The following is a 23,728-nucleotide window of genomic DNA, read 5'->3' on the forward strand; positions in this document are numbered from 1 at the left end:
CCGACGCGCTCAGTCGCGCCTCGTTGAACGAAAAAACGCCGCACATGATGCGGCGTTTTTCTATTTCGGCGTCGTTCGGACGGGTAGTGGGGAACCGCCTCAAGAGCCGTGCGCATGGCCGCACACCGGGCAATCCGGCTGGCGTCCGATGCGCATCGTGTTCCATTCCATCCGCAGCGAATCGAGCATCGTCAGGCGGCCCACGAGCGGCGTGCCGATTGCGCCGATCACCTTCAGCGCTTCGGCAGCCTGCATCGAACCGATGATGCCGACCGTCGGAGCGAACACGCCCATCGTCGAGCATGCGACTTCCTCGAACGGCTGGTCTTCGGGAAACACGCACGCGTAGCATGGCGACGCTTCGTCGCGGAAATCGAAGGTGCTGATCTGGCCGTCGAAGCGCAGCGCCGCGCCCGACACGAGCGGCACGCGATGCTTGACGCACGCGCGGTTGATCGCGTGACGCGTCGCGAAGTTGTCGGTGCAATCGAGCACGACACTCGCGTGCGGCACCTCGCGATCGAGCCATGCATCGTCGACGCGCTCGGCGACCGCGCTGACGACGACCTCGGGATTGATCTGCGCGAGCGTGTCGCGCCCGGACTCGACCTTGCTGCGTCCAACCGACGCGGTGACGTGCAGGATCTGGCGCTGCAGATTGGTCAGGTCGACGGTATCGGCATCGACGAGCGTCAGACGGCCGACGCCCGCCGCCGCGAGATACATTGCGGCCGGCGAACCGAGCCCGCCCGCGCCGACGACGATCGCGTGGGCGTCGATAAAACGCTGCTGCGCCTCGATGCCGATTTCGTCGACGAGGATATGGCGGGAGTAGCGAAGGAGTTGATCGTCATTCATGGCGGGGCGCGTGGTGTGTCGCTATGTCGCGGTGTCGCGCAAGGAGAGGCAGGCCGGAGGGCCGCGGCGCGCATTCGTGGCTGTTATTTTAATCGCGCGGGGAGGGTGGCTGCTGCGGCTTGCCGTGAGACGCCGCCGGTTAAGCGGCGGCCTGTGCTGAAACTGCTGCGGCGTGTCTTCGCAGACTATCGTGCTGCGAAGACACGCGCGGGTTCGCTGCTTATTGGCCAGCTTATTTGCCGTCTTACTTTCCAGCGGGAGCCGGTGCCGAAGCCGGCGCCGGTCCCGATGCGCCCGGCACCGGTTGCGTCGGCTTCACCGCGACCGGCGCGGAGGCCGACGTGCCCGGCTTGTTCTGCGCGAGACGGCGTTCCATCAGCGACTTGGATTCCTGAACCGGCTTGCCTTCGAGCTTGCCGACCGCCTGTTGCATCATGAAGTCGTCGTTGGAACCGAACTCGACCGGCTTGCGTTCGCGTTCCTTCTGGCGCTGCTCCGGCGTCTTCTTGTCGTTCTGCTCTTCGAGCTGACGCAACTGCTCCATGCGCTCCGACTCGCGCTGCTCGGCTTCCTTCTTCTCGTTCGGGTCCTGCGTGTTCGCAAGGTGATTCGAGTAGTCGACTTCGCGAGTGACGAGCGCGTCGTCCGGATCGCCGTCCGCGTATTGATCGACCGGAAGGTCGGGGCGGATGCCCTTGTTCTGGATCGAACGGCCGCTCGGCGTGTAGTAATACGCGGTGGTCAGGCGCAGCGCGGTGTCCGCCGTCATGGGGCGTACGGTTTGCACCGAACCCTTGCCGAACGTGGTCTTGCCGAGAATCAGCGCGCGGTGCTGATCCTGCAGCGCGCCCGCGACGATTTCCGATGCCGACGCCGAGTAGGCGTTGGTCAGCACGATCATCGGCACGGTCCTGAAGATGGCCGGGACGTCTTTCAGCGGATCGCTGTCGAACGATTGCAGACGGTAGTTATCGTAGGTGTCGCGATAGATCTGCTTCGAATCCGGAATCTGGCCGTTGGTCGACACCACCACCGAATTCGGCGGCAGGAACGCGCCCGCGACGCCGACCGCGCTTTGCAGCAGACCGCCGCCGTTGTTGCGCAGGTCGAGGATGAGGCCCTTCAGGTTCGGCTCCTGGCGCGCCAGATCCTGCAGCTTGGCCGCGAGGTCAGGCGTGGTGCGTTCCTGGAAGCTCGTGATGCGCACGTACGCGAAGCCCGGCGCAACGATCTTGCCCTTCACCGACTGAACCCTGATGATCGCGCGCGTGACGGTCAGCGGGAACGTGCGGTCGTCGGTCTTGCGGAAAATGGTCAGCGTGACCTTGGTGCCCGGCTCGCCGCGCATCTGCTTGACCGCCTGGTCGAGCGTCATGCCGCGCACGGGCTTGTCGTTGATGCGCGTGATCAGGTCGCCCGGACGGATGCCGGCGCGGAACGCGGGCGTGTCTTCGATTGGCGAAATCACCTTGATCAGGCCGTCTTCCGACGAAATTTCGATGCCGAGGCCCGCGAAGCGGCCCTTGGTCTGCTCCTGCAGCTCTTCGTAATCGGTCTTGTCGAGGTACGACGAGTGCGGGTCGAGGCTCGACACCATGCCCTTGATCGCGGAGGTGAGAAGCTTCTTGTCGTCGACCGGTTCGACGTATTCGTGCTTGATCTGCCCGAACACTTCGGCGAAGAGCCTGAGCTGGTCTAGCGGCAGTGGGGCGACCGCGGCGCTAGCGGGTTGCTGGGCCGAGGCGGAGAATTGCAGGGTGGCAAGGACACCGGTAGCAAGGCCCGCGGCAATCAGGCCGATATTTTTCAGGTTCTTTCGCATAGAGTCTATTGCGGTCGGAAGCGCGTGGCAGCGTCGATAAAGATTGGACGGACAAGTATAACTGCACACCCGCCTGCTCAGGGCGCGTGCAGGCAATCGTGCTTCGACAGTACGGGAAGGTCCTGGTTCTTGCGAACCGGCCCGCGGATGGCGGTCCGTGCGATACGTCGCGCGGCGCAATACAGTATTTCCTGCCGGGCCGGTTGTCTCCGTGCGGCCCCGGGCCTTCCCGTGGCGTGGGGCCGCGGCCGGAAACGCGCGATCAGCCCGCCTTGCCTTGGCTCGCGACCGCGGCTTGCGCTTTTGCGATCGCGTCCTGGTCGCCGAGATAGTAGTGCTTGATCGGCTTCAGGTCCTCGTCGAGTTCATAGACGAGCGGCACGCCGTTCGGGATGTTCAGGCCGACGATGTCGCTGTCCGAGATGTTGTCGAGGTACTTGACCAGCGCGCGGATCGAGTTGCCGTGCGCGGCGATCAGGATGCTGCGCCCCGACTTGATGGCCGGCGCAATCGACTCGTTCCACAGCGGCAGCACGCGCGCGACCGTGTCTTTCAGGCACTCGGTCAGCGGCAGTTGGTCGCGCGGCACCTTGGCGTAGCGCGGATCGGTGTACGGCGCGCGCTCGTCGGTCGGCTCGAGCGCGGGCGGCGGCGTGTCGTAGCTGCGGCGCCAGACCAGCACCTGCTCGTCGCCGAATTTGGCTGCCGTTTCGGCCTTGTTCAGACCCGACAGCGCGCCGTAGTGGCGTTCGTTCAGGCGCCATGAATGCACGACGGGCAGGTACATCAGATCCATCTTGTCCTGCACGTGCCACAGCGTGCGGATCGCGCGCTTGAGCACCGACGTATAGGCGATGTCGAACGTATAGCCCGACTCCTTGAGCAGCACGCCCGCCTGCTGCGCCTCGAGGCTGCCCTGCTCGGTGAGGTCGACGTCGATCCAGCCGGTGAAGCGGTTTTCCTTGTTCCACGTCGATTCGCCGTGGCGGATGAGAACGAGTTTGTACATAAGAATTGCCGGTCGGTAGTGAGGAAGCGGTCTCGCGCTGTGCGGCGCCTTCGGCGGCGCATCGCCATCGCGTCAAACGGTTATTTTATAATGCTCGGGTTGACCTTTTCGATTTCTCTCTTTCCGGCGGATCTTCCGTGAAGTTTTTCACCGAATACACAAACCTTGTCCTGATCGCAATCGTCCTTATCTCCGGTGGGTTGCTGCTGTGGCCGACCATCAGTCGGCGTGGACGTGGCGGCCTGTCGGCCGCCGAAGCCACCCAACTGATCAACCGGCGCAACGCGGCGGTCATCGATCTGCGGCCGTCCGCCGATTACGCCAAGGGGCACCTGCCCTCGGCACGGCATTTCGAATTCGCGGAGTTGCAGGCGAAAGTCGCGCAACTCGCGAAGAACAAGAGCAACCCGGTGCTGCTGGTATGCCAGACCGGCCAGCAGTCGAACAAGGCTGCGCGTATCGTGCAGGAAGCGGGATACGCGGAAGTCCATGTTCTCGAGGGCGGCGTCGACGCCTGGCAGAAAGCCGGTATGCCGGTTGTGAAACAAGGAGCAGCCAAGTGAACAAAGTGATCATGTACAGCACCCAGGTGTGCCCGTATTGCCAGATGGCCGAGCGTCTTTTAAAGTCGCGCGGCGTCGAGCACGTTGAGAAAGTACTGATCGATAAAGACCCGGCCCGCCGTGAGGAGATGATGACCCGGACCGGGCGTCGCACGGTGCCGCAGGTGTTCATCGGCGAGACGCATGTCGGCGGCTATGATGACCTTTCCGCGCTCGATCGCGCGGGCGGTCTGACGCCGCTGCTCGAAGCAGCCTGAGTTCGCGCGTTCCGCGCCGCGCGAGCGGGCGGACCACTCGATAAGCCGGCGCGTGCGCGCTCCTCGTGGGGCCGGCGAGCCGGCGCAATAATCTGGCGGCCCATGCATGCATCGGCCGCCGCCACGCATACCTATCAGGAATCACCATCATGTCCGACGAGAATAACCAGCCGTTCTTCAACATCCAGCGCATCTATCTGAAGGACATGTCGCTCGAGCAGCCGAATTCGCCGGCAATCTTCCTCGAGCAGGAAATGCCGTCGGTCGAAGTCGAAGTCGACGTGAAGGCCGAGCGCCTCGCAGAATCCGTGTTCGAAATCCTCGTGACGGGCACGGTTACGGCCAAGGTGTCGGACAAGGTCGCGTTCCTGATCGAAGCGAAACAGGCTGGCATTTTTGACATTCGCAACATTCCTGCCGAGCAGATCGATCCGCTCGTTGGCATCGCCTGCCCGACCATCCTGTTCCCGTACCTGCGTTCCAACATCGCCGACGCGATCACCCGCGCCGGCTTCCCGCCGATCCACCTCGCCGAGATCAACTTCCAGGCGCTGTACGAGCAGCGTCTCGCGCAAATGAGCGCGGCCCAGCAGGGCGACGGCGCGGCGCAAAGCGGCGTCACGCATTAAGGCGCCGCGCGCAGTGCCGGCTATGAAGGTCGCCGTTCTCGGCGCTGGCGCCTGGGGCACCGCCCTCGCTGGCCATCTGGCCGTCAGGCACGACACGGTGTTGTGGGCGCGCGAGTCCGCGCTCATCACCGAGCTTTCCACTTCGCACGAAAACGCCCGCTATCTGGCGGGCGTCGCGTTGCCGCCCGCGCTCCGCTACGAAGCGGATCTACGTGCGGCGCTCGATCACGCGCTCGCCGACGCTGCGCTGTGCGTGGTCGCGACTCCCGTGGCTGGCCTGCGCGGTCTGTTGCGAGCGATGCGCGATGCCGGCAAGGTGCCCGCGCATATCGTGTGGCTGTGCAAGGGTTTCGAGGCGGATTCGCAGTTGTTGCCGCATCAGGCGGTCGCGGCGGAATTGCCCGAGCATGCGAGCAACGGCGTGTTGTCCGGGCCGAGCTTCGCGCGCGAAGTCGGGCAGGGACTGCCGGTTGCGTTGACGATCGCGAGTTCGTCGGCGGTGTGCCGCGAACGCACGGTCGCGGCGTTCCATCACGGTGCGATGCGCATCTATACCGGCGACGACGTCGTCGGCGTCGAAGTGGGCGGCGCGGTGAAAAACGTGCTCGCCATCGCGACGGGCATCGCCGATGGCCTCGGCCTCGGCCTCAATGCACGCGCGGCGCTGATCACCCGCGGACTCGCCGAAATGTCGCGTCTTGGCGTCACGCTTGGTGGGCGCGCGGAAACCTTTACCGGGCTGACCGGCCTCGGCGATCTGATCCTGACCGCGACCGGCGATCTATCGCGCAACCGCACTGTGGGCTTGCAGCTCGCCACCGGCCGCACACTCGACGACATCCTCGGCGGCCTTGGTCACGTGGCCGAAGGCGTGCGCTGCGCGAAGGCGGTCCTTTCGATCGCACGCGCCCATGCAATCGAAATGCCGATCACCCAAGCGGTCTGCGCGGTGCTGTTCGACGGCGTGGCGCCGCGCGATGCGGTCAGCGCGCTGCTGCGGCGCGATTCGAAGGCCGAATAAAGTCTTTTCTTTCAGCCGTTTAGCGCAAATTCGCGTTGAACGGCTGCCTCACCTGGCTGTCCACTTCTTGAGCGAGACTCAGGTCAGCGAGGTTTTCATGCCCACCTTCAATCTCAGTCACGGCACGTGCACGCTCGAAGCGCGCGTGGTCGATATCACGACGCTCGCCGTCGATGCGATCGTCAATGCCGCGAATACTTCGCTGCTCGGCGGCGGCGGTGTGGATGGCGCGATTCATCGCGCGGCCGGCAAGGAGTTGCTGCGCGAATGCGAAAAGCTCGGCGGCTGCGCGACCGGCGACGCCAAGATCACCGCCGGTTATCGGCTGCCCGCGAAGCATGTGATCCATGCTGTCGGTCCAGTGTGGCGGGGCGGCGCGCACGGCGAAGCCGACTTGCTCGCATCGTGCTATCAGCGCTCGCTCGAAGTCGCGCGCGAGACTCATTGCACGAGCATTGCGTTTCCCGCGATCAGTTGCGGCATCTACCGTTTCCCCGCCGACTATGCGGTGAGCATCGCGGTCGGAACCGTGCTCGACACGTTGCCGCGCACACCGCACATGAAGCACGTCACGTTCGCGTGCTTCGACGACGCGATGTTCGCGCGCTACGAGGCCGAACTCGAACGCCGTCAGGCGCCGCCCTCGAAGCCGGCCTGACGCCACGCTTCGAACACCACGACCGCCACCGTGTTCGACAGATTCAGACTGCGATTGCCAGGACGCATCGGCAGACGCACGCGCTGTTCGTTCGCAAAGCGCTCGAGCACCGTATCGGGCAGACCGCGCGTTTCGGCGCCGAACACGAACCAGTCGCCCGGTCGAAAAGCGTGGTCGTGAAAGCGCCCCGAGCCGCGTGTGGTGAACGCGAACATGCGCGACGAGTCGGGCGTTTCATTCGCGATGAACGCGTCCCAATCGGCGTGCACGTTCATTTCCGCGTACTCGTGATAGTCGAGGCCGGCGCGCCGCATCTTGGTGTCGTCGAGAGGGAAGCCGAGCGGCTCGATCAGGTGCAGTCGGGCACCGGTATTCGCGCACAGGCGAATCACGTTGCCGGTGTTGGGCGGAATTTCCGGTTCTACGAGAACAACGTTGAACATAAGGGGACCACGTAAAAGCTAGTTTTTCGGAGTGCGCAACGCGACGAAGTTCGTGACCCGTCGCGCGCCGGCCGCCTTCAGCGTATGCGCGAGCGCTTCGAGCGTCGCGCCGCTCGTCATCACGTCGTCGACGATGCCGACGTGCAGGCCGCGCACCGGGCGCGCAACACAAAACGCGCGGCCGACGTTGTGCCGGCGCGCATCGAGATCGAGGCGCGATTGCGGCGCGGTGTTTCGCGTTCGTTCGAGCAGCGTCGCGTCGCTGCGCACGTCGAGCGCCCGGGCAAGCGGCCGCGCGATCTGCCAGGCCTGGTTGTAGCCGCGCTCGACAAGACGGCGACCGGCGAGCGGCACTGGCGCAATCACGTCGGGCCGCTCGGCCGCGTCGTGCCAGTTGTCCTGAGCAAGCCACGCGAGACGTTGCGCGAAATCGCGCGCAAGCATCAGCCGGGCGCGGAATTTTAGGCCGACCGCGAGGGTATCCAGCGGCGCGCGATAGTCGGCGAGCGCGAAGCTCGCGTCGAACGGCGGCGGCTCGGCGACGCAATCGGCGCAGCGATATTGCGCCTGAGCGACCCAGCGTGACGTCGGCAACGGCACCGCGCAAACGGTGCAGCGCAGGCGGCTCTCGTTCCAGTAGGCCGCGTCGCAACCGTCGCACAGCGTCTTATGCGACATATTGCCGCACAACGCGCACAGGTTCGGCAGCGCGACGTTCAAAGCCCGCGGCCATGCCGAATGCAGACCGCGCACAAAACGCGCGGCCTGATTTCGACACGACGAAGAAAATGACTTGAATCGCACGGGTGAGCGCCGCTGAATGCCGTTCACGCTGAATGGAGGGGAACGAACGAGTATACTTCGAGCTCACGCCAGCACGACACACATGTCCCCAACATCCGCTCAATCTGGCCGTCCGGCCTACGATTCACGGCGCCTCAGGCGTATTTTCGACCGTCGCGCCGCTACCTTCGACGAGGTTGCATTCCTGCCGCGCGAGATTGCGCAGCGCATGCGCGAGCGTCTCGATTACATCAAGGTGGCGCCCTCGAGCGTGCTCGACGCCGGATGCGGTGCGGGCGAAGACATCCCCGCATTGCGCGCTCGCTTTCCCGAGGCGCCGGTGTTCGGCGCCGATCTGTCGCATGGCATGCTGCGCCGCGCGCTGCGTCACGATGCCGGCAACACCAGTTGGCGACGCTTTCTTCCCGCCTCGCTCGGCAAGGCGCTCGGCGCGCGTGGCCCGCGCTTCGCGCAAGCCGATTTCTCCGCGCTGCCATTCGCGGCCGGCGCATTCGAATTCATCTGGTCCAACCTTGCGCTGCACTGGCACTCGCGGCCCGATCTGGTCTTTCCCGAATGGCAGCGGGTGTTGAAGGTCAACGGCCTGCTGATGTTCAGTACGCTCGGCCCCGATACGCTGAAGGAATTGCGCGGCGCCTACGCCGAGATCGAGGCCGCGCACGGCGTCGCGTCGCGCAAGCATGTGATCGACTTCGTCGACATGCATGATCTCGGCGACATGCTCGTCGAGGCCGGCTTCGAGATCCCGGTGATGGACCAGGAGACGCTGACGATCACCTACAAGTCGCCCGAGTCGCTGCTCGCGGACGTGCGCCGCTGGGGTGCATACCCGTTCGAGCGCGATGCGCATGACGGCGCGCTTGCGCGTCGGTTGCACAAAGCCCTGCTCGCCGCGCTCGAAGCGCGCCGGCGCGCCGACGGCACGATCGCGCTGACCTTCGAGGTGATCTACGGACACGCATGGAAAGCCGTGCCGCGTACCACGGCCGAAGGACATGGCATCGTGCGGCTCGAGGACATCGGACGAGGTCCGGGCAAGCGTGGGTAGCAGATTGCGGCGCGGTCATCAACTGCTTGCCGACGGTGCGGTTGACGTGTTGCAAAAGCGGTAAAGAGGACATCCGTTATGCCTGGGATTTGCCCTCCGAAAGAGCCGCAAAATGCCGGGCAAAATGGCGCGAAGGCTTGTCGCGCCGGGCTTGTGGGCCGATCGGGGCTTGCTTGTCGATGCTATGGATCGCGCCTATAATGCGTCAGTTTGTCGCCCGACGTTCCCACATTTGGGGTGGCAAGCCTGAGGCGCAGGGCTGCAAAATGAAGTGATGCGGTAGGGGTTGGCGCGGTCGCGAGTGATGCTGTACACAGTGATACGAGCGGCGGCCGCGAGATGCATCCGGAAGTAAAAGAAGGCAGGCCGGACGCGACGATTCGCAGGAGGCAGCGATGGGCGCATCAGATCATCTGCTGGCGGATTCAGAACCGGTCCTCAGGGACTGGACCATGAAGCGCAACTGTTCGATATCGCCGCGGCAGTTCGTTTGTCTGTACGCGTCGCTTGCGTTGTTCTCGTTGGCAATTGCATTCATTCTGGTTCTGATCGGCGCCTGGCTGGTGTTGCCGTTCACCGGAATCGAATTGCTGGCGGTAGGTATCGCGTTTGCAATATATGCGCGTCATGCTGTCGATTACGAGCGCATCCGGTTGTTTCCGAACCGGCTCGTGATCGAGCAGGTCAGCGCCGAGCAGATCACGCAGTTCGAATTCAATCCGCGCTGGGTGCGGATAGAGCCGGGCGCAACGCCGCGCGATCAGATCAAGCTGGTCTCGCGCGGGCAGACGATCATGATCGGGCAACATCTCGCGCAAAATCGGCGCGCGCAGTTCGCAGGCGAACTGCGAATGTGGCTGGTACGTTGTTAGATGGTGCCGGACACGCGGCGTTCAAGGGCGCGCGACACGCTGCCAGCGGGGTCGAGGGGTTTGAATGGAAAATTTGGGTAAGGAAGCTATGAAAACAATCAAGCGAGCGCTCATGAGCGTGCTGGCGACGAGCGGACTGCTTTTCGCCGGTGCCGCCCTGGCAGTGGGCGATGCTCCGGGCGGCCCAGCCGTCAACGCGATCAATCTCCAGCCGCCTGCATCGAGAATCGCTCAGGAGCTGTTCGACCTCCACATGTTCATGCTGCTCCTTTGCACCGTGATCTTCGTCGGTGTATTCGGTGTGATGTTCTATTCGATCTTCGCGCACCGCAAATCGAAGGGCCACCAGGCAGCCAATTTCCACGAGAGCACCACCGTCGAAATCATCTGGACGATCGTGCCGTTCATCATCGTCGTGTTGATGGCGCTGCCCGCTACCAAGGCCGTCGTCGCGATGAAGGACACCTCGAACGCCGACCTCACGATCAAGGTCACCGGCTACCAGTGGAAGTGGGGCTACGACTACGTGAAGGGTCCGGGCGAGGGCATCGGCTTCCTGTCCACACTCGCCACGCCGCGCGCGCAAACCGAAGGCCGCGAGCCGATCTCCACGCTGTATCTGCAGGAGGTCGACAACCCGCTCGTGGTGCCGGTCAACAAGAAAATCCGCATCATCACCACCGCCAACGACGTGGTCCACTCCTGGTACGTGCCGGCCTTCGGCGTGAAGCAGGACGCGATCCCCGGCTTCGTGCGCGACACGTGGTTCAAGGCTAACCGCACCGGCACGTTCCGCGGCTTCTGTACCGAGCTGTGCGGCAAGGAACACGCGTTCATGCCGGTCGTCGTCGAAGTCCTTTCTGACGACGACTACGCCAAGTGGGTCGACACGGAGAAGAAGAAAATGGCCGCCGGCCAGGACGATCCGAACAAGACCTACACGATGGCCGAACTGATGGAGCGCGGCGGCAAGGTCTACGCGGCGAACTGCGCAGTCTGCCACCAGCCGACCGGCAAGGGCGCGGGCGCATTCCCGGCGCTCGACGGCAGCAAGATCGCCAACGGTCCGATCGGCCAGCACGTGAGCCTCGTGTTGAAGGGCAAGAACGCGATGCCTTCGTGGGCGCCGACGCTGAATGACGTCGAAATCGCCTCGGTGGTCACGTACGAACGTAACTCGTGGGGCAATCATACGGGCGATATCCTGCAGCCGAAGCAGGTCACCGACGCGCGCAACGGCAAGCTGCCCGAAGGCGGCGACCATCTGGCCGAAGCGGGTGCCGCGGCAAGCGGCGCCGCTGCGGCATCGGGTGCGGAAGCGGCTTCCGCACCGGCGGCTGCATCGGGCAATGACGCTGGCGCGGCCGCTGCGAATAGCGCAGAGGCCACGCTGCCGGCGAGCATCTACTTCGAGACCGGCAAGAGCACGCTGCCGGCCGACGCGAAAGCGGCGGTCGACGCGGCCGCGGCCTACGCGAAAGCGCATCCGGACGCGAAATTCACGCTGTCGGGCTTCACCGACGCAACCGGCTCCGCCGACGTCAACGCGAAGCTTGCGAAGAGTCGTGCCGAAGCCGTTCGCGACGCGCTGAAAGCAGCTGGCATTGCCGAAGACCATATTATTTTGAAGAAGCCGGAAACGATCACCGGCGGCACCGACGCGAAGGAAGCCCGGCGCGTTCAGATCAGCCCGGCAGCCTGACGTGTTCCTGGTCAGCACCGCAGAATTCGCTTTAGGAGATATTCATGTCTAGCATCGGACACGATGTAGTCGCGGGCCACGAGCACGTGCACGGCGACCATGCCCACGAAACGCCGCATGGCTGGCGTCGCTGGCTGTTCGCAACCAACCACAAGGACATCGGTACGCTGTACCTGATCTTCTCGTTCACCATGTTCCTGTCCGGGGGCGTGATGGCGCTGATGATCCGTGCCGAACTGTTCGAGCCGGGCCTGCAGATCATGCGTCCCGAGTTCTTCAACCAGTTGACCACCATGCACGGGCTGATCATGGTGTTCGGCGCGATCATGCCGGCGTTCGTCGGCTTCGCGAACTGGATGGTGCCGCTGCAGATCGGTGCATCGGACATGGCCTTCGCGCGGATGAACAACTTCAGCTTCTGGCTGCTGCCAGTCGCGGCTGTTCTGCTGGTCGGCTCGTTCTTCTCGCCAGGCGGCGCGACCGCCGCGGGCTGGACGCTGTATGCGCCGCTGTCCACGCAGATGGGCCCGGGCATGGACTTCGCGATTTTCGCGGTCCACCTGATGGGTGCGTCGTCGATCATGGGCGGTATCAACATCGTCGTGACGATCCTGAACATGCGCGCACCCGGCCTCACGCTGATGAAGATGCCGATGTTCGTCTGGACCTGGCTCATCACCGCGTACCTGCTGATCGCCGTGATGCCGGTTCTCGCGGGCGCGATCACGATGGTGCTGTTCGACCGTCACTTCGGCACGTCGTTCTTCAATGCGGCAGGCGGCGGCGACCCGGTCATGTACCAGCACATCTTCTGGTTCTTCGGGCACCCCGAGGTGTACATCATGATCTTGCCGGCCTTCGGGATCGTCTCGCAGGTGATTCCGGCGTTCTCGCGCAAGCCGCTGTTCGGCTATAGCTCGATGGTGTACGCAACGGCGTCGATTGCGATCCTGTCGTTCATGGTCTGGGCGCACCACATGTTCGTGACCGGCATGCCGGTGACGGGCCAGCTGTTCTTCATGTACGCGACGATGCTGATCGCGGTGCCGACCGGCGTGAAGGTGTTCAACTGGGTCGCGACGATGTGGCGCGGCGCGCTGTCGTTCGAAACGCCGATGCTGTTCGCGGTGGGCTTCCTGATCGTGTTCACGTTCGGCGGCCTGTCGGGTCTGATGCTCGCGATGGCGCCGCTCGACATCCAGTATCACGGCACTTATTTCGTGGTCGCGCACTTCCATTACGTGCTGGTGGCGGGCTCGCTGTTCGCGCTGTTCGCCGGCTGGTACTACTGGGCACCGAAGTGGACCGGCTGGATGTACAACGAAACCCGCGGCAAGATCCACTTCTGGGCGTCGATGTTCTTCTTCAACCTCGCGTTCCTGCCGATGCACTTCGTCGGTCTCGCGGGCATGCCGCGTCGCTATGCGGACTACCCGGCACAGTTCACCGACTGGAACCAGGTGATCTCGATCGGCGCATTCGGCTTCGGTCTGTCGCAGGTCTACTTCCTGTTCGCGGTGGCGCTGCCGGCGTACCGTGGTGGCGGTGAGCTCGTCGAGGCGGGCGACAAGCCGTGGGACGGCGCAACGGGCCTCGAGTGGACCGTGCCGAGCCCGGCTCCGTTCCACACGTTCGAGCATCCGCCTACCGTCGAGTAAGCCTGTCCCGGCGAAGTGCCGGGTTCCGGCGGCGCGACACATGCCGCTACCGGAACCGGGCGCTTCGCGAGGCGGCTGCAGTCGGGCGGTCTCACCAGTCAAGAACCGTATTCAGAAAGTCGAGCATGACGCGCAATCCACAGGAAAGACGTACGCCGGAGCAGATTCGCGCGGGCAACAGGCGGATAGGGTTGGTGATGTTCGCGATCGCCGCGGTGTTTTTCGCGAGCGTCATTCTGAAGCAGTGCTGGTTCAGCTAACGCCGCAGTCGCAGTCCGTATGCAGGTTTGTTGAGGATTCAGATGTCGACGCAACCGCCGGCCGAGGCCGACCGCTCTTTCAACCGTTCGATGCTGATCAAGCTGTTCGTCGTCGCTTTGATGATGTTCGGTTTCGGTTTCGCGCTGGTGCCGATGTATCGCGCGATCTGCCAGATCACCGGCGTGAACAACCTCGTGCAGCGCGACGTTTCGGCGCGCGAGGCGAAGAATACGCAGGTCGACATGAGCCGCACGATTTCGATCGAATTCGATGCGAACGCGCGCGGCCTGTTGGGTTTCAAGCCGGAGCAGCGCAGTCTCGACGTGCATCCGGGCGAAGTGACGACCGTCATGTACGACGTCAGCAACGGGCAGTCGCGCACGATCCGTGCGCAGGCGATTCCGAGCTACGCGCCGAAGCAGGCGACCGAGTACTTCAGGAAGATCGAGTGTTTCTGTTTCACGCAGCAGACGTTGAACGCGAACGAGACGAAGCGGATGCCGGTGGTGTTCGTGGTCGATCCGAAGTTGCCGAAGGACGTGAAGACGATCACGCTGTCGTACACGTTTTTCGAGTTGAACACACCGGCGGCGGCCAGCGCGGATGACGCGGCGCCGAAGGCGAATGCAGTGAACAACGCGGCAGCCACTCCCGCGAAGCCGGCCTGAAAGCAGATTTGACGGCGCGAGCCACGGACGAACGAAGGAAGACGAAGCGAGATGAACGATAACGGCGGCAGTCCGCGCAAGAGCAGTTTCGGTCAGTCGATGCGCGCGGTGTTCTGGTCGTTTTTCGGCGTGCGCAAGCGCCGCGATCTCGAGGCGGACGCGACGCAGCTGAACCCGCTGCATGTGATCGTGGCGGCGCTGATCGGCGCGGCGGTCCTGATCGGGGTGCTGATTCTGGTCGTGCGCCTCGTGGTCGGTTGAGGCAGTAGCAGGGCACAGCAGCACCGAAGAGCCCGCGAATTAGAGAGAAGCGGTGCGGTATCGACGCGCCGCCGAAGATACAGCCGGAGATTCCGGAACAACTGGACTGAAGTGGAGAATCAAGAATGAGCGGTCAAAACGAGAGCCCGTACTATTTCGTACCGCATCCGTCGCGGCATCCGATCAGCGCCGCTACCGGGTTGCTGGTCATGCTCGGATCGCTTGCGGCCTGGATCAATGACCACACGTGGGCGCCGCTCGGCGTGCTCATCGGTCTGCTGTGGCTGCTCTTTACGCTGTGGCACTGGTTCGGCGACGCGATCGCCGAGTCGGAAGGCGGCATGTACGGCAAGAACGTCGACCGCTCGTACCGCTGGAGCATGAGCTGGTTCATCTTCTCCGAAGTGATGTTCTTCGGCGCATTCTTCGGCGCGCTGTTCTATGCTCGCGAAATCGCGATGCATCAATTGGGCAGCCTCGACTACAAGCTGATCTGGCCGGACTTCACGGCAGTGTGGCCGAACAACGGCCCGGCCGAACTCGTGGGCACCTACAAGTCGATGCAGCCGTGGCCGGTGCCGACCATCAACACGGCGCTGCTGCTGTCGTCGGGTGCGACGCTGACGGTGTCGCACCACGCGCTGCGCGACAACCATCGCAAGAAGGCGATCGCGTGGCTCGCGGCGACCCTCGTGCTGGGCGTGTGCTTCCTGTTCCTGCAGGGTTTCGAATACTTCCATGCATACCACGAGTTGAACCTCACGCTGGCTTCGGGCATCTACGGTTCGACGTTCTTCCTGCTGACCGGCTTCCACGGCTTTCACGTGTTCCTCGGTGGCACGATGCTCGCCGTCGTGCTGGCGCGCCTGATTCGTGGCCACTTCACGCCGGAACATCATTTCGCATTCGAAGGCGCGGCCTGGTACTGGCACTTCGTCGACGTCGTGTGGCTCGGTCTGTACGTCGTCGTGTACTGGCTGTAATGCAGTCAGACCCGCGCGCGCCGCTCGTCGGCGCAGGCGCGGGACGTGCGCGCAACACCTGTCAGGCGGCGCGCACGAGCAGTATGCAAGGATGAATGCAGCGCCGCCCTCGACCTGTCAGGGCGGCGTTTTGTTTGGTGGCGTGAAAATTTTGCCGCCGACGCTTTGCGCCGGCGACCTGTCCGCGAGCGTCAGCGCCCGTACGGAATCCCGGTCGACTGAATCCAGCCCATCCAGTGTGCGAACAGGATGAACACGAACAGCGAGATCGACAGGCCCACGCGCGTGGCGAGCGACCAGACCATCCGCTTGGTCTTGCCTTTGTCGTGCATCATGAAATACAGCGCCGACACCATGCTGGCGATGATCAGAGCAAAGGCGATGGGAACGATAATGTGCATGGAACCAACTGAAACCGGAAAGCGCAGTGGCAAGACACTCATTATCGCACCGCGCGCGGGCGTCTGCCGCAGGTTCCCGGCGGCCCTGCACGCGATGACGGAGTACCTGCAATGAAGTTTCGCCTGATTCCCGTGCTGCTGATCCTGCTGGTCGTCGTCGTGACGGTGCGGCTCGGTTTCTGGCAGCGCGATCGTGCGCATCAGAAGGAAGCGCTCGAGGCGCGCATCACGCAGTTCGAAAACGCGCCTGCGCTGCCGGTCAGCGCGGCGCCGCTCGCCCTGAAAGACGTGGAGTTTCATCGGGTGAAAGCGCGCGGCAGTTTCGTCGCGGACAAGGTCGTGTACCTCGATAATCGTCCGTATAACGATCAGCCGGGCTTTTACGTCGTGATGCCTTTTAAACTCGCCGACGGCGGCTACGTGCTCGTCAATCGCGGCTGGCTGCCGCGCAACCTGAGCAATCGCGAGACCATCGCGCCGTACACGACGCCGTCGGGCGAGGTCGAGATCGAAGGGATTGCGCGAGTCGACGCGTCACGCGCGTTCGAGCTCGGCGAGGGTGGATCGGCCGCGCATCACCTGATCAGGCAGAATCTCGATGTCGCCGCGTACGCGGCGGAGACCGGATTGCCGCTGCAATCGTTCGTGATCCAGCAGATCGGCGACGGGCACGACGGTCTGGTGCGCGACTGGCCCGCGCCGACCACCGGCGTCGAGCGCAACTACGGCTACATGCTGCAGTGGTGGGGCATGGCCGCCGCGGCGCTCGCGTTCGGTCTGTACGCGGCGCGCCGCGCGGGCAAAAAAGAACACGCGCCGGGCGCGTGAGGAACGCAAGGCACGGCTCGCCGTCGTCCAAACATTGAAAGAGGTTCCGTAGTGTCGACTCATACTCCCCGTTCGCCGGAAGTTGGCAAACCCGCTGGCAAAGCCGCCGGCAAACCCGCCGCGGCCAGGCCGATGCCCGGCCAACCGAACGGCCCGGGCTCGTGGCGGCGCGGCCGCTGGGTGCTGCTGCTGCTCGCGGTGATCTGTGCGGCGCCGATCGCGATCTCGTCCTTCATGTACTACGTCATCAAGCCGACCGGCGGCAGCACGAACTACGGCTCGCTGATCGACCCGCAACGGCCGATCCCCGACTCGCTCCTGGTCACCGGCGAGGACGGTAACCCGCTGAAGCTCGCGTCGCTGCACGGCCGCTGGCTGATGATCTCGGTCGACAACAGCGCATGCGACAAAGCCTGCGTGACAAAGCTGTACTTCATGCGACAAATCCGCGCAGCGCAAGGCCCTGAACGCGAGCGCGTCATGGAGGTGTGGCTGCGCACCGATGCGGACAAGGTCGCCGATGTGATACAAAGCGCCTACCCCAACACCGGCATGCTGATCGCCGATCCGGCGCAGGTTGCCGCGTGGCTGCCCGCCGACACCGGCACGCGGATCACCGACCACATCTACCTGGTCGATCCGAACGGCAATCTGATGATGCGTTTTCCGAAAGACGCGAACCCGAGCAAGATCAAAGGCGACCTGACCAAGCTGCTCAAGTGGTCGACCATCGGCTGACGCCGCAACCTGGGTAAACGAGATGTTCGTATTGCAACTGGGCCTGATCGGCTTGTGTATCGCGTTGCTGCCGCTGTCCTACGTATGGGTCAAGGCCGACGACAACAAATTCCGCAAGCTGGTCTGGCTCACCACCTTCCTGACGCTCGATCTCGTGATGTTCGGCGGCTTCACGCGTCTCACCGATTCGGGCCTCGGCTGCCCGGACTGGCCCGGCTGCTACGGCACGTCGTCGCCGTTCATCGCGCACGCGGCGATCTCCGCCGCCTATCAGGCGATGCCGAGCGGCCCCGTCAGCATGACGAAGGCGTGGATCGAAATGATCCACCGCTACTTCGCGATGGCGATCGGCGTGCTGATCATCGCGCAGACGATCATTGCGTGGACGGCGCGCCTCAAGCGTCGTCCGCTGCACGTGTCACCGTGGTGGCCGACTTCGCTGCTGCTCCTGATCGTCGTGCAAGGCGCGTTCGGCGCGTGGACCGTGACGATGAAGCTGCAGCCGATCATCGTGACCACGCATCTGCTGCTCGGCCTCGCGCTGCTCGGCACGCTCGGCTGGCTCGCGGCGCGCTTGACGCCGCTGCCCGCCTACGAGCCGGAAGCCGCGCGCTGGCGCGCGGCGGCGCTCGCGGGTCTTGGACTGCTGGTACTGCAGATCGCGCTCGGCGGCTGGGTCAGCACGAACTACGCGGTGCTCGCGTGCACCGACTTCCCGACCTGCAACGGCCAATGGATTCCGCCGATGGACTTCGCGCACGGCTTTCACCTGTGGCGCGCGCTCGGCATGACCGGCGACGGCGACGTGATCACGCAGGATGCGCTGGTCGCGATTCACTGGACACATCGCACGTTCGCATTCGCCGTGATCGCCTATCTGGTGTGGTTCGCCGTGAAGATGCGCCGTTTCGAGTCGCTGCGGCGACCCGCCAACGGCGTGCTGCTGGTGGTGCTAATCCAGTTCATCACCGGCTTGTCGAACATCGTGCTGCAATGGCCGTTGCCGATCGCGGTCGCCCATAACGGCGGGGCCGCGATCCTGCTGCTACTGCTCGTTATGTTAAACTTTCGAATCGCTTATAGCCGTCCCGGCCGCGCCACGCTCCCTGCGCGCGAAGCCGCGCCAGCGTGACTCACATGGACAGCACAACACTCTCCCAATCGCCCGGCAGCCGGGTCTCCCAATATCTCGCACTGACCAAGCCGCGTGTTACGCAGCTCGCGGTGTTCTGCGCGGTCATCGGCATGTTCCTGTCGACGCCGGGCATGGTGCCGTGGACGGTCCTGATCGGCGGCACCGTCGGCATCTGGCTGTTGGCCGGCGCTGCGTTCGCGATCAATTGCCTCGTCGAGCAGCAGATCGACGCGAAAATGCGCCGCACGTCGTGGCGTCCGTCGGCGCGCGGCGAAATCACTACCCCGCAAATCCTGCTGTTCTCGGCCGTGCTCGGCGGCCTCGGCATGTGGACGCTGTACACGTTCGCCAATCCGCTGACCATGTGGCTGACGCTCGCCACGTTCGTCGGCTATGCGGTCATCTATACGCTGCTGCTGAAGCCGGCCACGCCGCAGAACATCGTGATCGGCGGCGCGTCGGGCGCGATGCCGCCGGCGCTCGGCTGGGCAGCGGTCACCGGCCACGTGCCCGGCGACGCATGGATCCTGGTGTTGATCATCTTCGTATGGACACCGCCGCATTTCTGGGCGCTCGCTCTGTATCGCCGCAAGGACTACGAAAACGCCGGCCTGCCGATGCTGCCGAACACGCACGGCGAAAAGTACACGCGCCTGCATATCCTGCTCTACACGGTCATTCTGTTCGCGGTCACCCTGATGCCGTTCATCTCCGGCATGAGCGGCGTCGTATATCTCGCGTCGGCGGTGCTACTGGGCGCCGTGTTTCTCGCGTATGCGTGGAAGATCTACCGGGAGTATTCGGACGAGCTCGCGCGCAAAACCTTCCGTTATTCGATCGTCTATCTGTCGCTGCTGTTCGCCGCGCTGCTGATCGACCACTATGCGCGCGTCGTAATCGGCGCGTAACACCATGCTCAACAACCGCTTTGCGCGCGTCGCGCGCGCCGCTGTGATCGCTTGCGCGCTCGGCGCCGCGCTGGGCGGCACACTGCTGATGACCGGTTGCGGCAAGCAGCCGCCGGCTTTTACGAATCTCGACATCACCGGCAATACACAATTCGCCAGCGATTTCTCGTTGCCCGACACGTCCGGCAAGATTCGCACGCTTGCCGACTACAAAGGCAAGGTCGTCGTGCTGTTCTTCGGCTATACGCATTGCCCGGACGTCTGCCCGACGACGATGGCCGACCTGTCACAGGCATTGCAGCAACTCGGCCCGGAAGACGCGAAGCGTGTGCAGGTGCTGTTCGTCACACTCGACCCCGAGCGCGACACCCCGCAGTTGCTCGCGCAATACGTGCCGGCGTTCAATCCGAGCTTCGTGGGCTTGCGTCCTGCCAGCGAAGAGCAGCTCGCGAAGCTCGCGAAAGACTTCCGCGTCTACTACGCGAAGATGCCGGGCAAAACGCCCGACAGCTACACGATGGACCACACGGCCGCGAGCTATGTGTTCGACACGGACGGCAAGCTGCGTCTGTTCGCGCGCGATGGTCAGGGCGCGACGCCGTGGGTGCACGACTTCAAGCTTTTGCTCGATTGACGCGTGTCGCAGGCGGCTTTTTGTCGCGCCGCCGCTTACGCGTCCTCGCATCGATCTCTTCTTCGCAACTCGCGCTCAAACCGGGGTCGGCAGATTCAGCCCCGGCGCGATACGCGTTGTCTTGAACTCCGTCACCTCGTAGCGCGCGAGCTGTTGCTCGGCGAACGGATCGCTCGCGAGAATGCGATCCAGCCTGTCGCGCTCGATACGCACCGCGAGGATGATGCCGCCGTCGCGCGGCACTTTCGGCCCAGCCGCGACGAAGATGCCAGCGTCGAACTGCTTGGCGAGAAACGCGCGATGCGCGTCGAGCGCGTCGTCGATACGATCGAGCGGGGCGGTGTAGATAAGGTTGATCACATACATGGTCGTTCTCAGTGGCGGTTGAGTGGGCCGTGCGAGGCCACGGCTCCGGATTATCGGTTAGCTGCGGTCTTGCGTCGCGCTAGCCAGCGCGCTCGCGCTCTGCATATCCATATGCGCTAAGGGTATTTTCCAACTTGTCGCCCGTATGAAACAATTTCGGGCTTGGCCGACGGCGCGCCAGCACGAACCGGAGCGCCGCCCATTTTCATCCGACTCCGGCATCCATCGGAGCCATCGACTCAAAAAGTCGAACCGCAACAGCGAGAAACACATGCAGCGCAGAAATATCCTCAAAGCCCTCACCGCAGTCGTCGCCGGTGCGGCGATCCTGACCAGCTTCGGCGCGCACGCCGACGACAAGGTCATCAAGGTCGGCACGATCGGCGGCCCGGACGCGCAGATCTGGGAAGTCGTCACCAAGGTTGCGAAGCGCGAAGGCTTGAACGTGAAGGTCGTCGAGTTCAACGACTACATCCAGCCGAACGCCGCGCTCGATGCCGGCGACCTCGACGCCAACAGCTTCCAGCACCAGCCGTACCTCGATAGCCAGACCAAGCAGCGCGGCTACAAGCTCGTCAACGCGGGCCTCACGTACATCTCGCCGCTCGGCGCGTACTCGAAGAAGCTGAAGTCGCTGAAGGATCTGCCGCAAGGCGCGAAGGTCGCGGTGCCGAACGATCCGTCGAACGAAAATCGCGCGCTGCTGTTGCTGCAGGCGCAAGGCCTGATCAAGCTGAAGGACGGCGCGGCCATGGGCGGCAACAACGCGACGCCGCTCGACGTCGTCGACAATCCGAAGAAGATCAAGTTCGTCGAGCTGGATGCTGCGCAACTGCCGCGTTCGCTCGCCGACGTCGATGCTGCCGTCATCAACACGAACTTCGCGTTGGCGGCCGGCCTGCAGCCGACCAAGGACGCGATCGCGCTCGAAGACATCCACAGCCCGTACGCGAACCTGATCGCCGTGCGCACGAAGGACAAGGATCAGCCGTGGGTGAAGAAGCTGGTTGCCGCGTATCAGTCGGAAGACGTGCGCCAGTTCATCAAGACGCAGTTCAAGGGTTCGATGGTGCCGTCGTTCTAAGCGACGCGTTCAGCGCGATCCCACGCGCAGCCGCATGGCATCGCAAAAAGCACGCGCCGCACTGGCGCGTGCTTTTTTTATAGCTCCAACTCCCATCTTTCGATCATCAGATCGTGGCCGAAGCGGCGCTGCGTCGCGCTGTCGGCCAGCTTGAATCCAGCGCGCTCACAAAGCCGCCGCGGCTCCGCCAATGCACTCGCGGTGGTCAGCGTCAGCTTCGTGTAGCCCGCGCGCCGCGCGAAGCGCACGCATTCGCTGATCAGCTGCGTGCCGATGCCGAGCCGCCGCACGTCCGGTTCGACCCACAGCAGGCGTATGCCCGCGACCGTCGTCGAGACACCCACGAGGCAAACCGAGCCGACCACCAGACCTTCCTGTTCGGCGATCCAGCACTTCTCGCGCACTGGGTCGTTGCGCTGCGCGTACTCGGCGACGACGCGCGCGAGCAAGCCCTCGAACGTGTGATCCCAACCGTATTGGGCGGCGAACCACTGCGCCTGCCGATGCACGAGCCAGCCGCATTCGCCGGCGCGCGGCTGACGCAGCACCACGAGCTCATGCTTCGGCTTGTCGCCGAGCAGCCGCTCGATCAGCTTCATCGCGGCGATCAACTGCTCCTGCGATAGCGCGCTGAGTCTGTCGAGCAGGCCGAGTGCTTCGTGGATGGCGGCGGCGTCGAGCGGTGCGTAGGTGGCGTGGCCGTGCTCGGTGAGCGCGATCAGCGACTGGCGCGCGTCGGTGTCGGACGGGCGGCGCGAGATCAGGTTGCGTCGCTCGAAACTGGTCAGCAAGCGGCTCAGATAGCCACTATCGAGGCCGAGTGCGCGCCCGAGCACCGATGCTGTCTGCGCACGGGCACACGATAGCTCGTGCAGCACGCGCACTTCCGTCAGCGAGAACTCGCTTCGCGCCAGATGTTCGTGCAGGGCGCCGATGCACTGGGTATAGAAGCGATTGAAATGGCGGACGGCCTGAGCGCGCCGCAGCGCCTCGGAATCAGTCAAGGACGGCTCCCCCGAAACTTTTTGTGGTCGGTACAGCGCACTATATCGGCACGCCCCTTATTTACAAAACCAGTCCATCGCAGCCTGGCGCCAATTGGTATTAAACAGGTATTGATCATCGAGGGTGTTTTGATACCACTAAAGCCCGGTCGCAGCTCGCTGGTATCGTCAATTGGCCCCATTCGGGAAAGTCCTGGTCCGCGAATCCCTTTCGCAACAGCGCTTAAATTCGCATCTTAACCCTACCTGGTAAGGCTTTCCGGCCGTCCTGACCAACATGGAACCAGTCCGTTGACTGGTATTATGTTGGTTATATAATGGGCTCTCATTTTTCGAGGCCGTGCTGCTCGCGGCGTCCCTGGAGTCCCATGGAAACTCGCTGGTCCGCATTGATGCCTGACGTGCGCAACGTCACGCCGCTCTACCTGCAGCTCGCGCGCAACCTGGCGACGGCGATCCATTGCGGCGTCTGGTCGGCCGGCGAGGCTCTGCCCTCCGAGCGCACGCTGTCCGACGCGATCGGCGTATCGCGCATCACCGCGCGCAAGGCGATCGAGCTGCTGGTCGAGCAGGGACTGATCCGACGCTCGCGCGGCGCCGGCAGTTTCATCACGCCGCGCGTCGAAGACCCGCTGTCGCGTCTCACCGGCTTCACGAAGAAGATGCAGCAGCGCGGGTTCCGCCCAGATTCGGTATGGCTCGAACGCGATGTGCGCGCTGCCAATCGCGACGAACTGCTGCACCTCGGCCTGTCGCCGGGGGCGGCCGTCGCGAGCCTGCGGCGGCTGCGGCGCGCGGACGGCATCGTGATGGCGGTCGAGCATTCGGCGCTGCCGGTCGCGATCGTGCCCGACCCGCTCGTGATCGGTGACTCGCTGTACAGCTATCTCGAGCAACGCGGCGCGGCTGTCGTACGCGCGTTGCAGCACTTCCGCGCGGTCAACGCGTCGAGCGAAATCGCCGCGCTGATGGACATCGAACCGCGCACCGCACTGCTGGTCATTACCCGTATCGGCTACAGCGCGGATCAGCGCGCGATCGAGCTGACCGACACCTATTGCCGCGACGACTACTACGACTTCGTCGCTGAATTGCGCACCTGAACTGCGCGGG

The 23,728-nt window shown here is 63.9% G+C and carries 28 protein-coding genes; 20 read left to right on the plus strand and 8 right to left on the minus strand.

The window, feature by feature from the left end; all coding sequences use genetic code 11:
* Positions 1–99: 99 nt before the first annotated feature.
* From AB3X95_RS22930 to gpmA, 3 genes are all read right to left on the minus strand, one after another.
* Complete coding sequence (locus AB3X95_RS22930) at positions 100–858, minus strand: molybdopterin-synthase adenylyltransferase MoeB (protein WP_176125099.1); 759 nt, start codon at positions 856–858, stop codon at positions 100–102.
* A 244-nt stretch (positions 859–1,102) separates the two neighbouring features.
* The gene (locus AB3X95_RS22935; protein WP_176125098.1) at positions 1,103–2,680 is read right to left on the minus strand and encodes a S41 family peptidase; all 1,578 of its coding nucleotides are present in this window, start codon (positions 2,678–2,680) and stop codon (positions 1,103–1,105) included.
* 262 nt (positions 2,681–2,942) lie between these two features.
* Entirely contained in the window at positions 2,943–3,689 is a 747-nt protein-coding gene (gpmA, locus tag AB3X95_RS22940; RefSeq protein WP_176368442.1) for a 2,3-diphosphoglycerate-dependent phosphoglycerate mutase, read from the minus strand.
* Between the two features lie 137 nt (positions 3,690–3,826).
* Between gpmA and AB3X95_RS22945 the strand changes: the two genes are divergently transcribed.
* The 5 genes from AB3X95_RS22945 to AB3X95_RS22965 all read left to right on the plus strand — a co-directional run bounded on the left by AB3X95_RS22945 (position 3,827) and on the right by AB3X95_RS22965 (position 6,817).
* Positions 3,827–4,252 carry a rhodanese-like domain-containing protein gene (locus AB3X95_RS22945; protein WP_129963020.1) on the plus strand — a complete coding sequence of 142 codons (426 nt, stop codon included), beginning with the start codon at positions 3,827–3,829 and terminating at the stop codon, positions 4,250–4,252.
* Positions 4,249–4,509: a glutaredoxin 3 gene (grxC, locus tag AB3X95_RS22950; RefSeq protein ID WP_013088272.1), complete on the plus strand. Its 261-nt coding sequence runs from the start codon at positions 4,249–4,251 to the stop codon at positions 4,507–4,509. Before AB3X95_RS22945 ends, grxC begins: the two co-directional genes overlap by 4 nt.
* 149 nt (positions 4,510–4,658) lie before the next feature.
* Positions 4,659–5,138, plus strand: coding sequence for a protein-export chaperone SecB (gene secB / locus AB3X95_RS22955; protein ID WP_176109659.1), 480 nt, complete (start codon positions 4,659–4,661; stop codon positions 5,136–5,138).
* 22 nt (positions 5,139–5,160) lie between these two features.
* Entirely contained in the window at positions 5,161–6,159 is a 999-nt protein-coding gene (locus AB3X95_RS22960; RefSeq protein ID WP_368622640.1) for an NAD(P)H-dependent glycerol-3-phosphate dehydrogenase, read from the plus strand.
* 97 nt (positions 6,160–6,256) lie between these two features.
* Positions 6,257–6,817, plus strand: a complete 561-nt coding sequence (locus AB3X95_RS22965; protein ID WP_368622641.1) for an O-acetyl-ADP-ribose deacetylase — start codon at positions 6,257–6,259, stop codon at positions 6,815–6,817.
* Here AB3X95_RS22965 and trmL read toward each other — a convergent pair.
* Positions 6,790–7,260: a tRNA (uridine(34)/cytosine(34)/5-carboxymethylaminomethyluridine(34)-2'-O)-methyltransferase TrmL gene (trmL, locus tag AB3X95_RS22970; RefSeq protein WP_176125095.1), complete on the minus strand. Its 471-nt coding sequence runs from the start codon at positions 7,258–7,260 to the stop codon at positions 6,790–6,792. The genes AB3X95_RS22965 and trmL overlap by 28 nt on opposite strands.
* 18 nt (positions 7,261–7,278) lie before the next feature.
* Complete coding sequence (locus AB3X95_RS22975; protein ID WP_368622642.1) at positions 7,279–8,064, minus strand: double zinc ribbon domain-containing protein; 786 nt, start codon at positions 8,062–8,064, stop codon at positions 7,279–7,281.
* Positions 8,065–8,146: 82 nt separating this feature from the next.
* On the opposite strand from AB3X95_RS22975, the gene AB3X95_RS22980 reads away from it, so the two are divergent.
* From AB3X95_RS22980 to AB3X95_RS23015, 8 genes are all read left to right on the plus strand, one after another.
* Entirely contained in the window at positions 8,147–9,112 is a 966-nt protein-coding gene (locus AB3X95_RS22980) for a methyltransferase domain-containing protein (RefSeq protein WP_184226066.1), read from the plus strand.
* A 395-nt stretch (positions 9,113–9,507) separates the two neighbouring features.
* Positions 9,508–9,984, plus strand: a complete 477-nt coding sequence (locus AB3X95_RS22985; protein ID WP_368622643.1) for a DUF2244 domain-containing protein — start codon at positions 9,508–9,510, stop codon at positions 9,982–9,984.
* Positions 9,985–10,048: 64 nt separating this feature from the next.
* Entirely contained in the window at positions 10,049–11,686 is a 1,638-nt protein-coding gene (coxB, locus tag AB3X95_RS22990; protein ID WP_368622644.1) for a cytochrome c oxidase subunit II, read from the plus strand.
* Positions 11,687–11,730: 44 nt separating this feature from the next.
* Positions 11,731–13,344, plus strand: coding sequence for a cytochrome c oxidase subunit I (gene ctaD / locus AB3X95_RS22995; protein WP_176125090.1), 1,614 nt, complete (start codon positions 11,731–11,733; stop codon positions 13,342–13,344).
* A gap of 125 nt (positions 13,345–13,469) precedes the next feature.
* Positions 13,470–13,604 carry a cytochrome oxidase small assembly protein gene (locus tag AB3X95_RS23000; protein ID WP_217710909.1) on the plus strand — a complete coding sequence of 45 codons (135 nt, stop codon included), beginning with the start codon at positions 13,470–13,472 and terminating at the stop codon, positions 13,602–13,604.
* A 42-nt stretch (positions 13,605–13,646) separates the two neighbouring features.
* On the plus strand, positions 13,647–14,273 hold the full coding sequence (locus tag AB3X95_RS23005) for a cytochrome c oxidase assembly protein (RefSeq protein WP_176125089.1): 627 nt from the start codon (positions 13,647–13,649) through the stop codon (positions 14,271–14,273).
* A gap of 51 nt (positions 14,274–14,324) precedes the next feature.
* Positions 14,325–14,534: a DUF2970 domain-containing protein gene (locus tag AB3X95_RS23010; RefSeq protein WP_018419310.1), complete on the plus strand. Its 210-nt coding sequence runs from the start codon at positions 14,325–14,327 to the stop codon at positions 14,532–14,534.
* A 125-nt stretch (positions 14,535–14,659) separates the two neighbouring features.
* Positions 14,660–15,517, plus strand: coding sequence for a cytochrome c oxidase subunit 3 (locus AB3X95_RS23015; RefSeq protein WP_176109649.1), 858 nt, complete (start codon positions 14,660–14,662; stop codon positions 15,515–15,517).
* A 191-nt stretch (positions 15,518–15,708) separates the two neighbouring features.
* Here the strand turns inward: AB3X95_RS23015 and AB3X95_RS23020 are convergent, their stop codons facing one another.
* Entirely contained in the window at positions 15,709–15,918 is a 210-nt protein-coding gene (locus AB3X95_RS23020) for a twin transmembrane helix small protein (RefSeq protein WP_368622645.1), read from the minus strand.
* A gap of 111 nt (positions 15,919–16,029) precedes the next feature.
* Here AB3X95_RS23020 and AB3X95_RS23025 point away from each other — a divergent pair, with 111 nt between their 5' ends.
* Genes AB3X95_RS23025 through AB3X95_RS23045 form a run of 5 tightly spaced genes read left to right on the plus strand, consistent with a single transcriptional unit; the run spans position 16,030 to position 20,161 of the window.
* Positions 16,030–16,746, plus strand: a complete 717-nt coding sequence (locus AB3X95_RS23025) for an SURF1 family protein (protein WP_368622646.1) — start codon at positions 16,030–16,032, stop codon at positions 16,744–16,746.
* A gap of 51 nt (positions 16,747–16,797) precedes the next feature.
* Positions 16,798–17,484 (plus strand): SCO family protein, encoded by a 687-nt coding sequence (locus tag AB3X95_RS23030; RefSeq protein ID WP_368622647.1) that lies wholly within the window; start codon positions 16,798–16,800, stop codon positions 17,482–17,484.
* 22 nt (positions 17,485–17,506) lie between these two features.
* Positions 17,507–18,616 (plus strand): heme A synthase, encoded by a 1,110-nt coding sequence (locus AB3X95_RS23035; RefSeq protein WP_368622648.1) that lies wholly within the window; start codon positions 17,507–17,509, stop codon positions 18,614–18,616.
* 5 nt (positions 18,617–18,621) lie between these two features.
* Positions 18,622–19,527 (plus strand): heme o synthase, encoded by a 906-nt coding sequence (cyoE, locus tag AB3X95_RS23040; protein ID WP_013088288.1) that lies wholly within the window; start codon positions 18,622–18,624, stop codon positions 19,525–19,527.
* 4 nt (positions 19,528–19,531) lie between these two features.
* A complete protein-coding gene (locus AB3X95_RS23045; protein WP_368622649.1) occupies positions 19,532–20,161 on the plus strand; it encodes an SCO family protein in 630 nt (209 codons plus the stop codon).
* Positions 20,162–20,236: 75 nt separating this feature from the next.
* Here the strand turns inward: AB3X95_RS23045 and AB3X95_RS23050 are convergent, their stop codons facing one another.
* Positions 20,237–20,527 carry a YciI family protein gene (locus AB3X95_RS23050; protein WP_176109643.1) on the minus strand — a complete coding sequence of 97 codons (291 nt, stop codon included), beginning with the start codon at positions 20,525–20,527 and terminating at the stop codon, positions 20,237–20,239.
* 271 nt (positions 20,528–20,798) lie between these two features.
* On the opposite strand from AB3X95_RS23050, the gene AB3X95_RS23055 reads away from it, so the two are divergent.
* Positions 20,799–21,611 carry a MetQ/NlpA family ABC transporter substrate-binding protein gene (locus AB3X95_RS23055; protein WP_176125082.1) on the plus strand — a complete coding sequence of 271 codons (813 nt, stop codon included), beginning with the start codon at positions 20,799–20,801 and terminating at the stop codon, positions 21,609–21,611.
* Between the two features lie 77 nt (positions 21,612–21,688).
* Here AB3X95_RS23055 and AB3X95_RS23060 read toward each other — a convergent pair whose 3' ends face one another.
* A complete protein-coding gene (locus AB3X95_RS23060; protein WP_368622650.1) occupies positions 21,689–22,615 on the minus strand; it encodes a GNAT family N-acetyltransferase in 927 nt (308 codons plus the stop codon).
* Between the two features lie 368 nt (positions 22,616–22,983).
* On the opposite strand from AB3X95_RS23060, the gene AB3X95_RS23065 reads away from it, so the two are divergent.
* Positions 22,984–23,718, plus strand: coding sequence for a GntR family transcriptional regulator (locus AB3X95_RS23065; protein WP_013088293.1), 735 nt, complete (start codon positions 22,984–22,986; stop codon positions 23,716–23,718).
* The last annotated feature ends 10 nt before the right edge of the window (positions 23,719–23,728 follow it).

This window comes from Paraburkholderia sp. BR13444, assembly GCF_040948755.1.
Classification (GTDB): Bacteria; Pseudomonadota; Gammaproteobacteria; order Burkholderiales; family Burkholderiaceae; genus Paraburkholderia; species Paraburkholderia youngii.

What these genes read in the sequence shown, in the direction of transcription:
- AB3X95_RS23005 (WP_176125089.1), top strand. Translation starts at nt 13,647, where the DNA reads ATGTCGACGCAACCGCCGGCCGAGGCCGACCGCTCTTTCAACCGTTCG.
- cyoE (WP_013088288.1), top strand. Translation starts at nt 18,622, where the DNA reads ATGGACAGCACAACACTCTCCCAATCGCCCGGCAGCCGGGTCTCCCAA.
- secB (WP_176109659.1), top strand. Translation starts at nt 4,659, where the DNA reads ATGTCCGACGAGAATAACCAGCCGTTCTTCAACATCCAGCGCATCTAT.
- AB3X95_RS23035 (WP_368622648.1), top strand. Translation starts at nt 17,507, where the DNA reads ATGTTCGTATTGCAACTGGGCCTGATCGGCTTGTGTATCGCGTTGCTG.
- AB3X95_RS23025 (WP_368622646.1), top strand. Translation starts at nt 16,030, where the DNA reads ATGAAGTTTCGCCTGATTCCCGTGCTGCTGATCCTGCTGGTCGTCGTC.
- AB3X95_RS23065 (WP_013088293.1), top strand. Translation starts at nt 22,984, where the DNA reads ATGGAAACTCGCTGGTCCGCATTGATGCCTGACGTGCGCAACGTCACG.
- AB3X95_RS23050 (WP_176109643.1), bottom strand. Translation starts at nt 20,527, where the DNA reads ATGTATGTGATCAACCTTATCTACACCGCCCCGCTCGATCGTATCGAC.
- AB3X95_RS23000 (WP_217710909.1), top strand. Translation starts at nt 13,470, where the DNA reads ATGACGCGCAATCCACAGGAAAGACGTACGCCGGAGCAGATTCGCGCG.
- AB3X95_RS23015 (WP_176109649.1), top strand. Translation starts at nt 14,660, where the DNA reads ATGAGCGGTCAAAACGAGAGCCCGTACTATTTCGTACCGCATCCGTCG.
- AB3X95_RS22980 (WP_184226066.1), top strand. Translation starts at nt 8,147, where the DNA reads ATGTCCCCAACATCCGCTCAATCTGGCCGTCCGGCCTACGATTCACGG.
- AB3X95_RS22960 (WP_368622640.1), top strand. Translation starts at nt 5,161, where the DNA reads ATGAAGGTCGCCGTTCTCGGCGCTGGCGCCTGGGGCACCGCCCTCGCT.
- ctaD (WP_176125090.1), top strand. Translation starts at nt 11,731, where the DNA reads ATGTCTAGCATCGGACACGATGTAGTCGCGGGCCACGAGCACGTGCAC.
- AB3X95_RS22930 (WP_176125099.1), bottom strand. Translation starts at nt 858, where the DNA reads ATGAATGACGATCAACTCCTTCGCTACTCCCGCCATATCCTCGTCGAC.
- AB3X95_RS23010 (WP_018419310.1), top strand. Translation starts at nt 14,325, where the DNA reads ATGAACGATAACGGCGGCAGTCCGCGCAAGAGCAGTTTCGGTCAGTCG.
- AB3X95_RS23055 (WP_176125082.1), top strand. Translation starts at nt 20,799, where the DNA reads ATGCAGCGCAGAAATATCCTCAAAGCCCTCACCGCAGTCGTCGCCGGT.
- trmL (WP_176125095.1), bottom strand. Translation starts at nt 7,260, where the DNA reads ATGTTCAACGTTGTTCTCGTAGAACCGGAAATTCCGCCCAACACCGGC.
- gpmA (WP_176368442.1), bottom strand. Translation starts at nt 3,689, where the DNA reads ATGTACAAACTCGTTCTCATCCGCCACGGCGAATCGACGTGGAACAAG.
- AB3X95_RS23045 (WP_368622649.1), top strand. Translation starts at nt 19,532, where the DNA reads ATGCTCAACAACCGCTTTGCGCGCGTCGCGCGCGCCGCTGTGATCGCT.
- AB3X95_RS23020 (WP_368622645.1), bottom strand. Translation starts at nt 15,918, where the DNA reads ATGCACATTATCGTTCCCATCGCCTTTGCTCTGATCATCGCCAGCATG.
- AB3X95_RS22965 (WP_368622641.1), top strand. Translation starts at nt 6,257, where the DNA reads ATGCCCACCTTCAATCTCAGTCACGGCACGTGCACGCTCGAAGCGCGC.
- AB3X95_RS22985 (WP_368622643.1), top strand. Translation starts at nt 9,508, where the DNA reads ATGGGCGCATCAGATCATCTGCTGGCGGATTCAGAACCGGTCCTCAGG.
- AB3X95_RS22935 (WP_176125098.1), bottom strand. Translation starts at nt 2,680, where the DNA reads ATGCGAAAGAACCTGAAAAATATCGGCCTGATTGCCGCGGGCCTTGCT.
- coxB (WP_368622644.1), top strand. Translation starts at nt 10,049, where the DNA reads ATGGAAAATTTGGGTAAGGAAGCTATGAAAACAATCAAGCGAGCGCTC.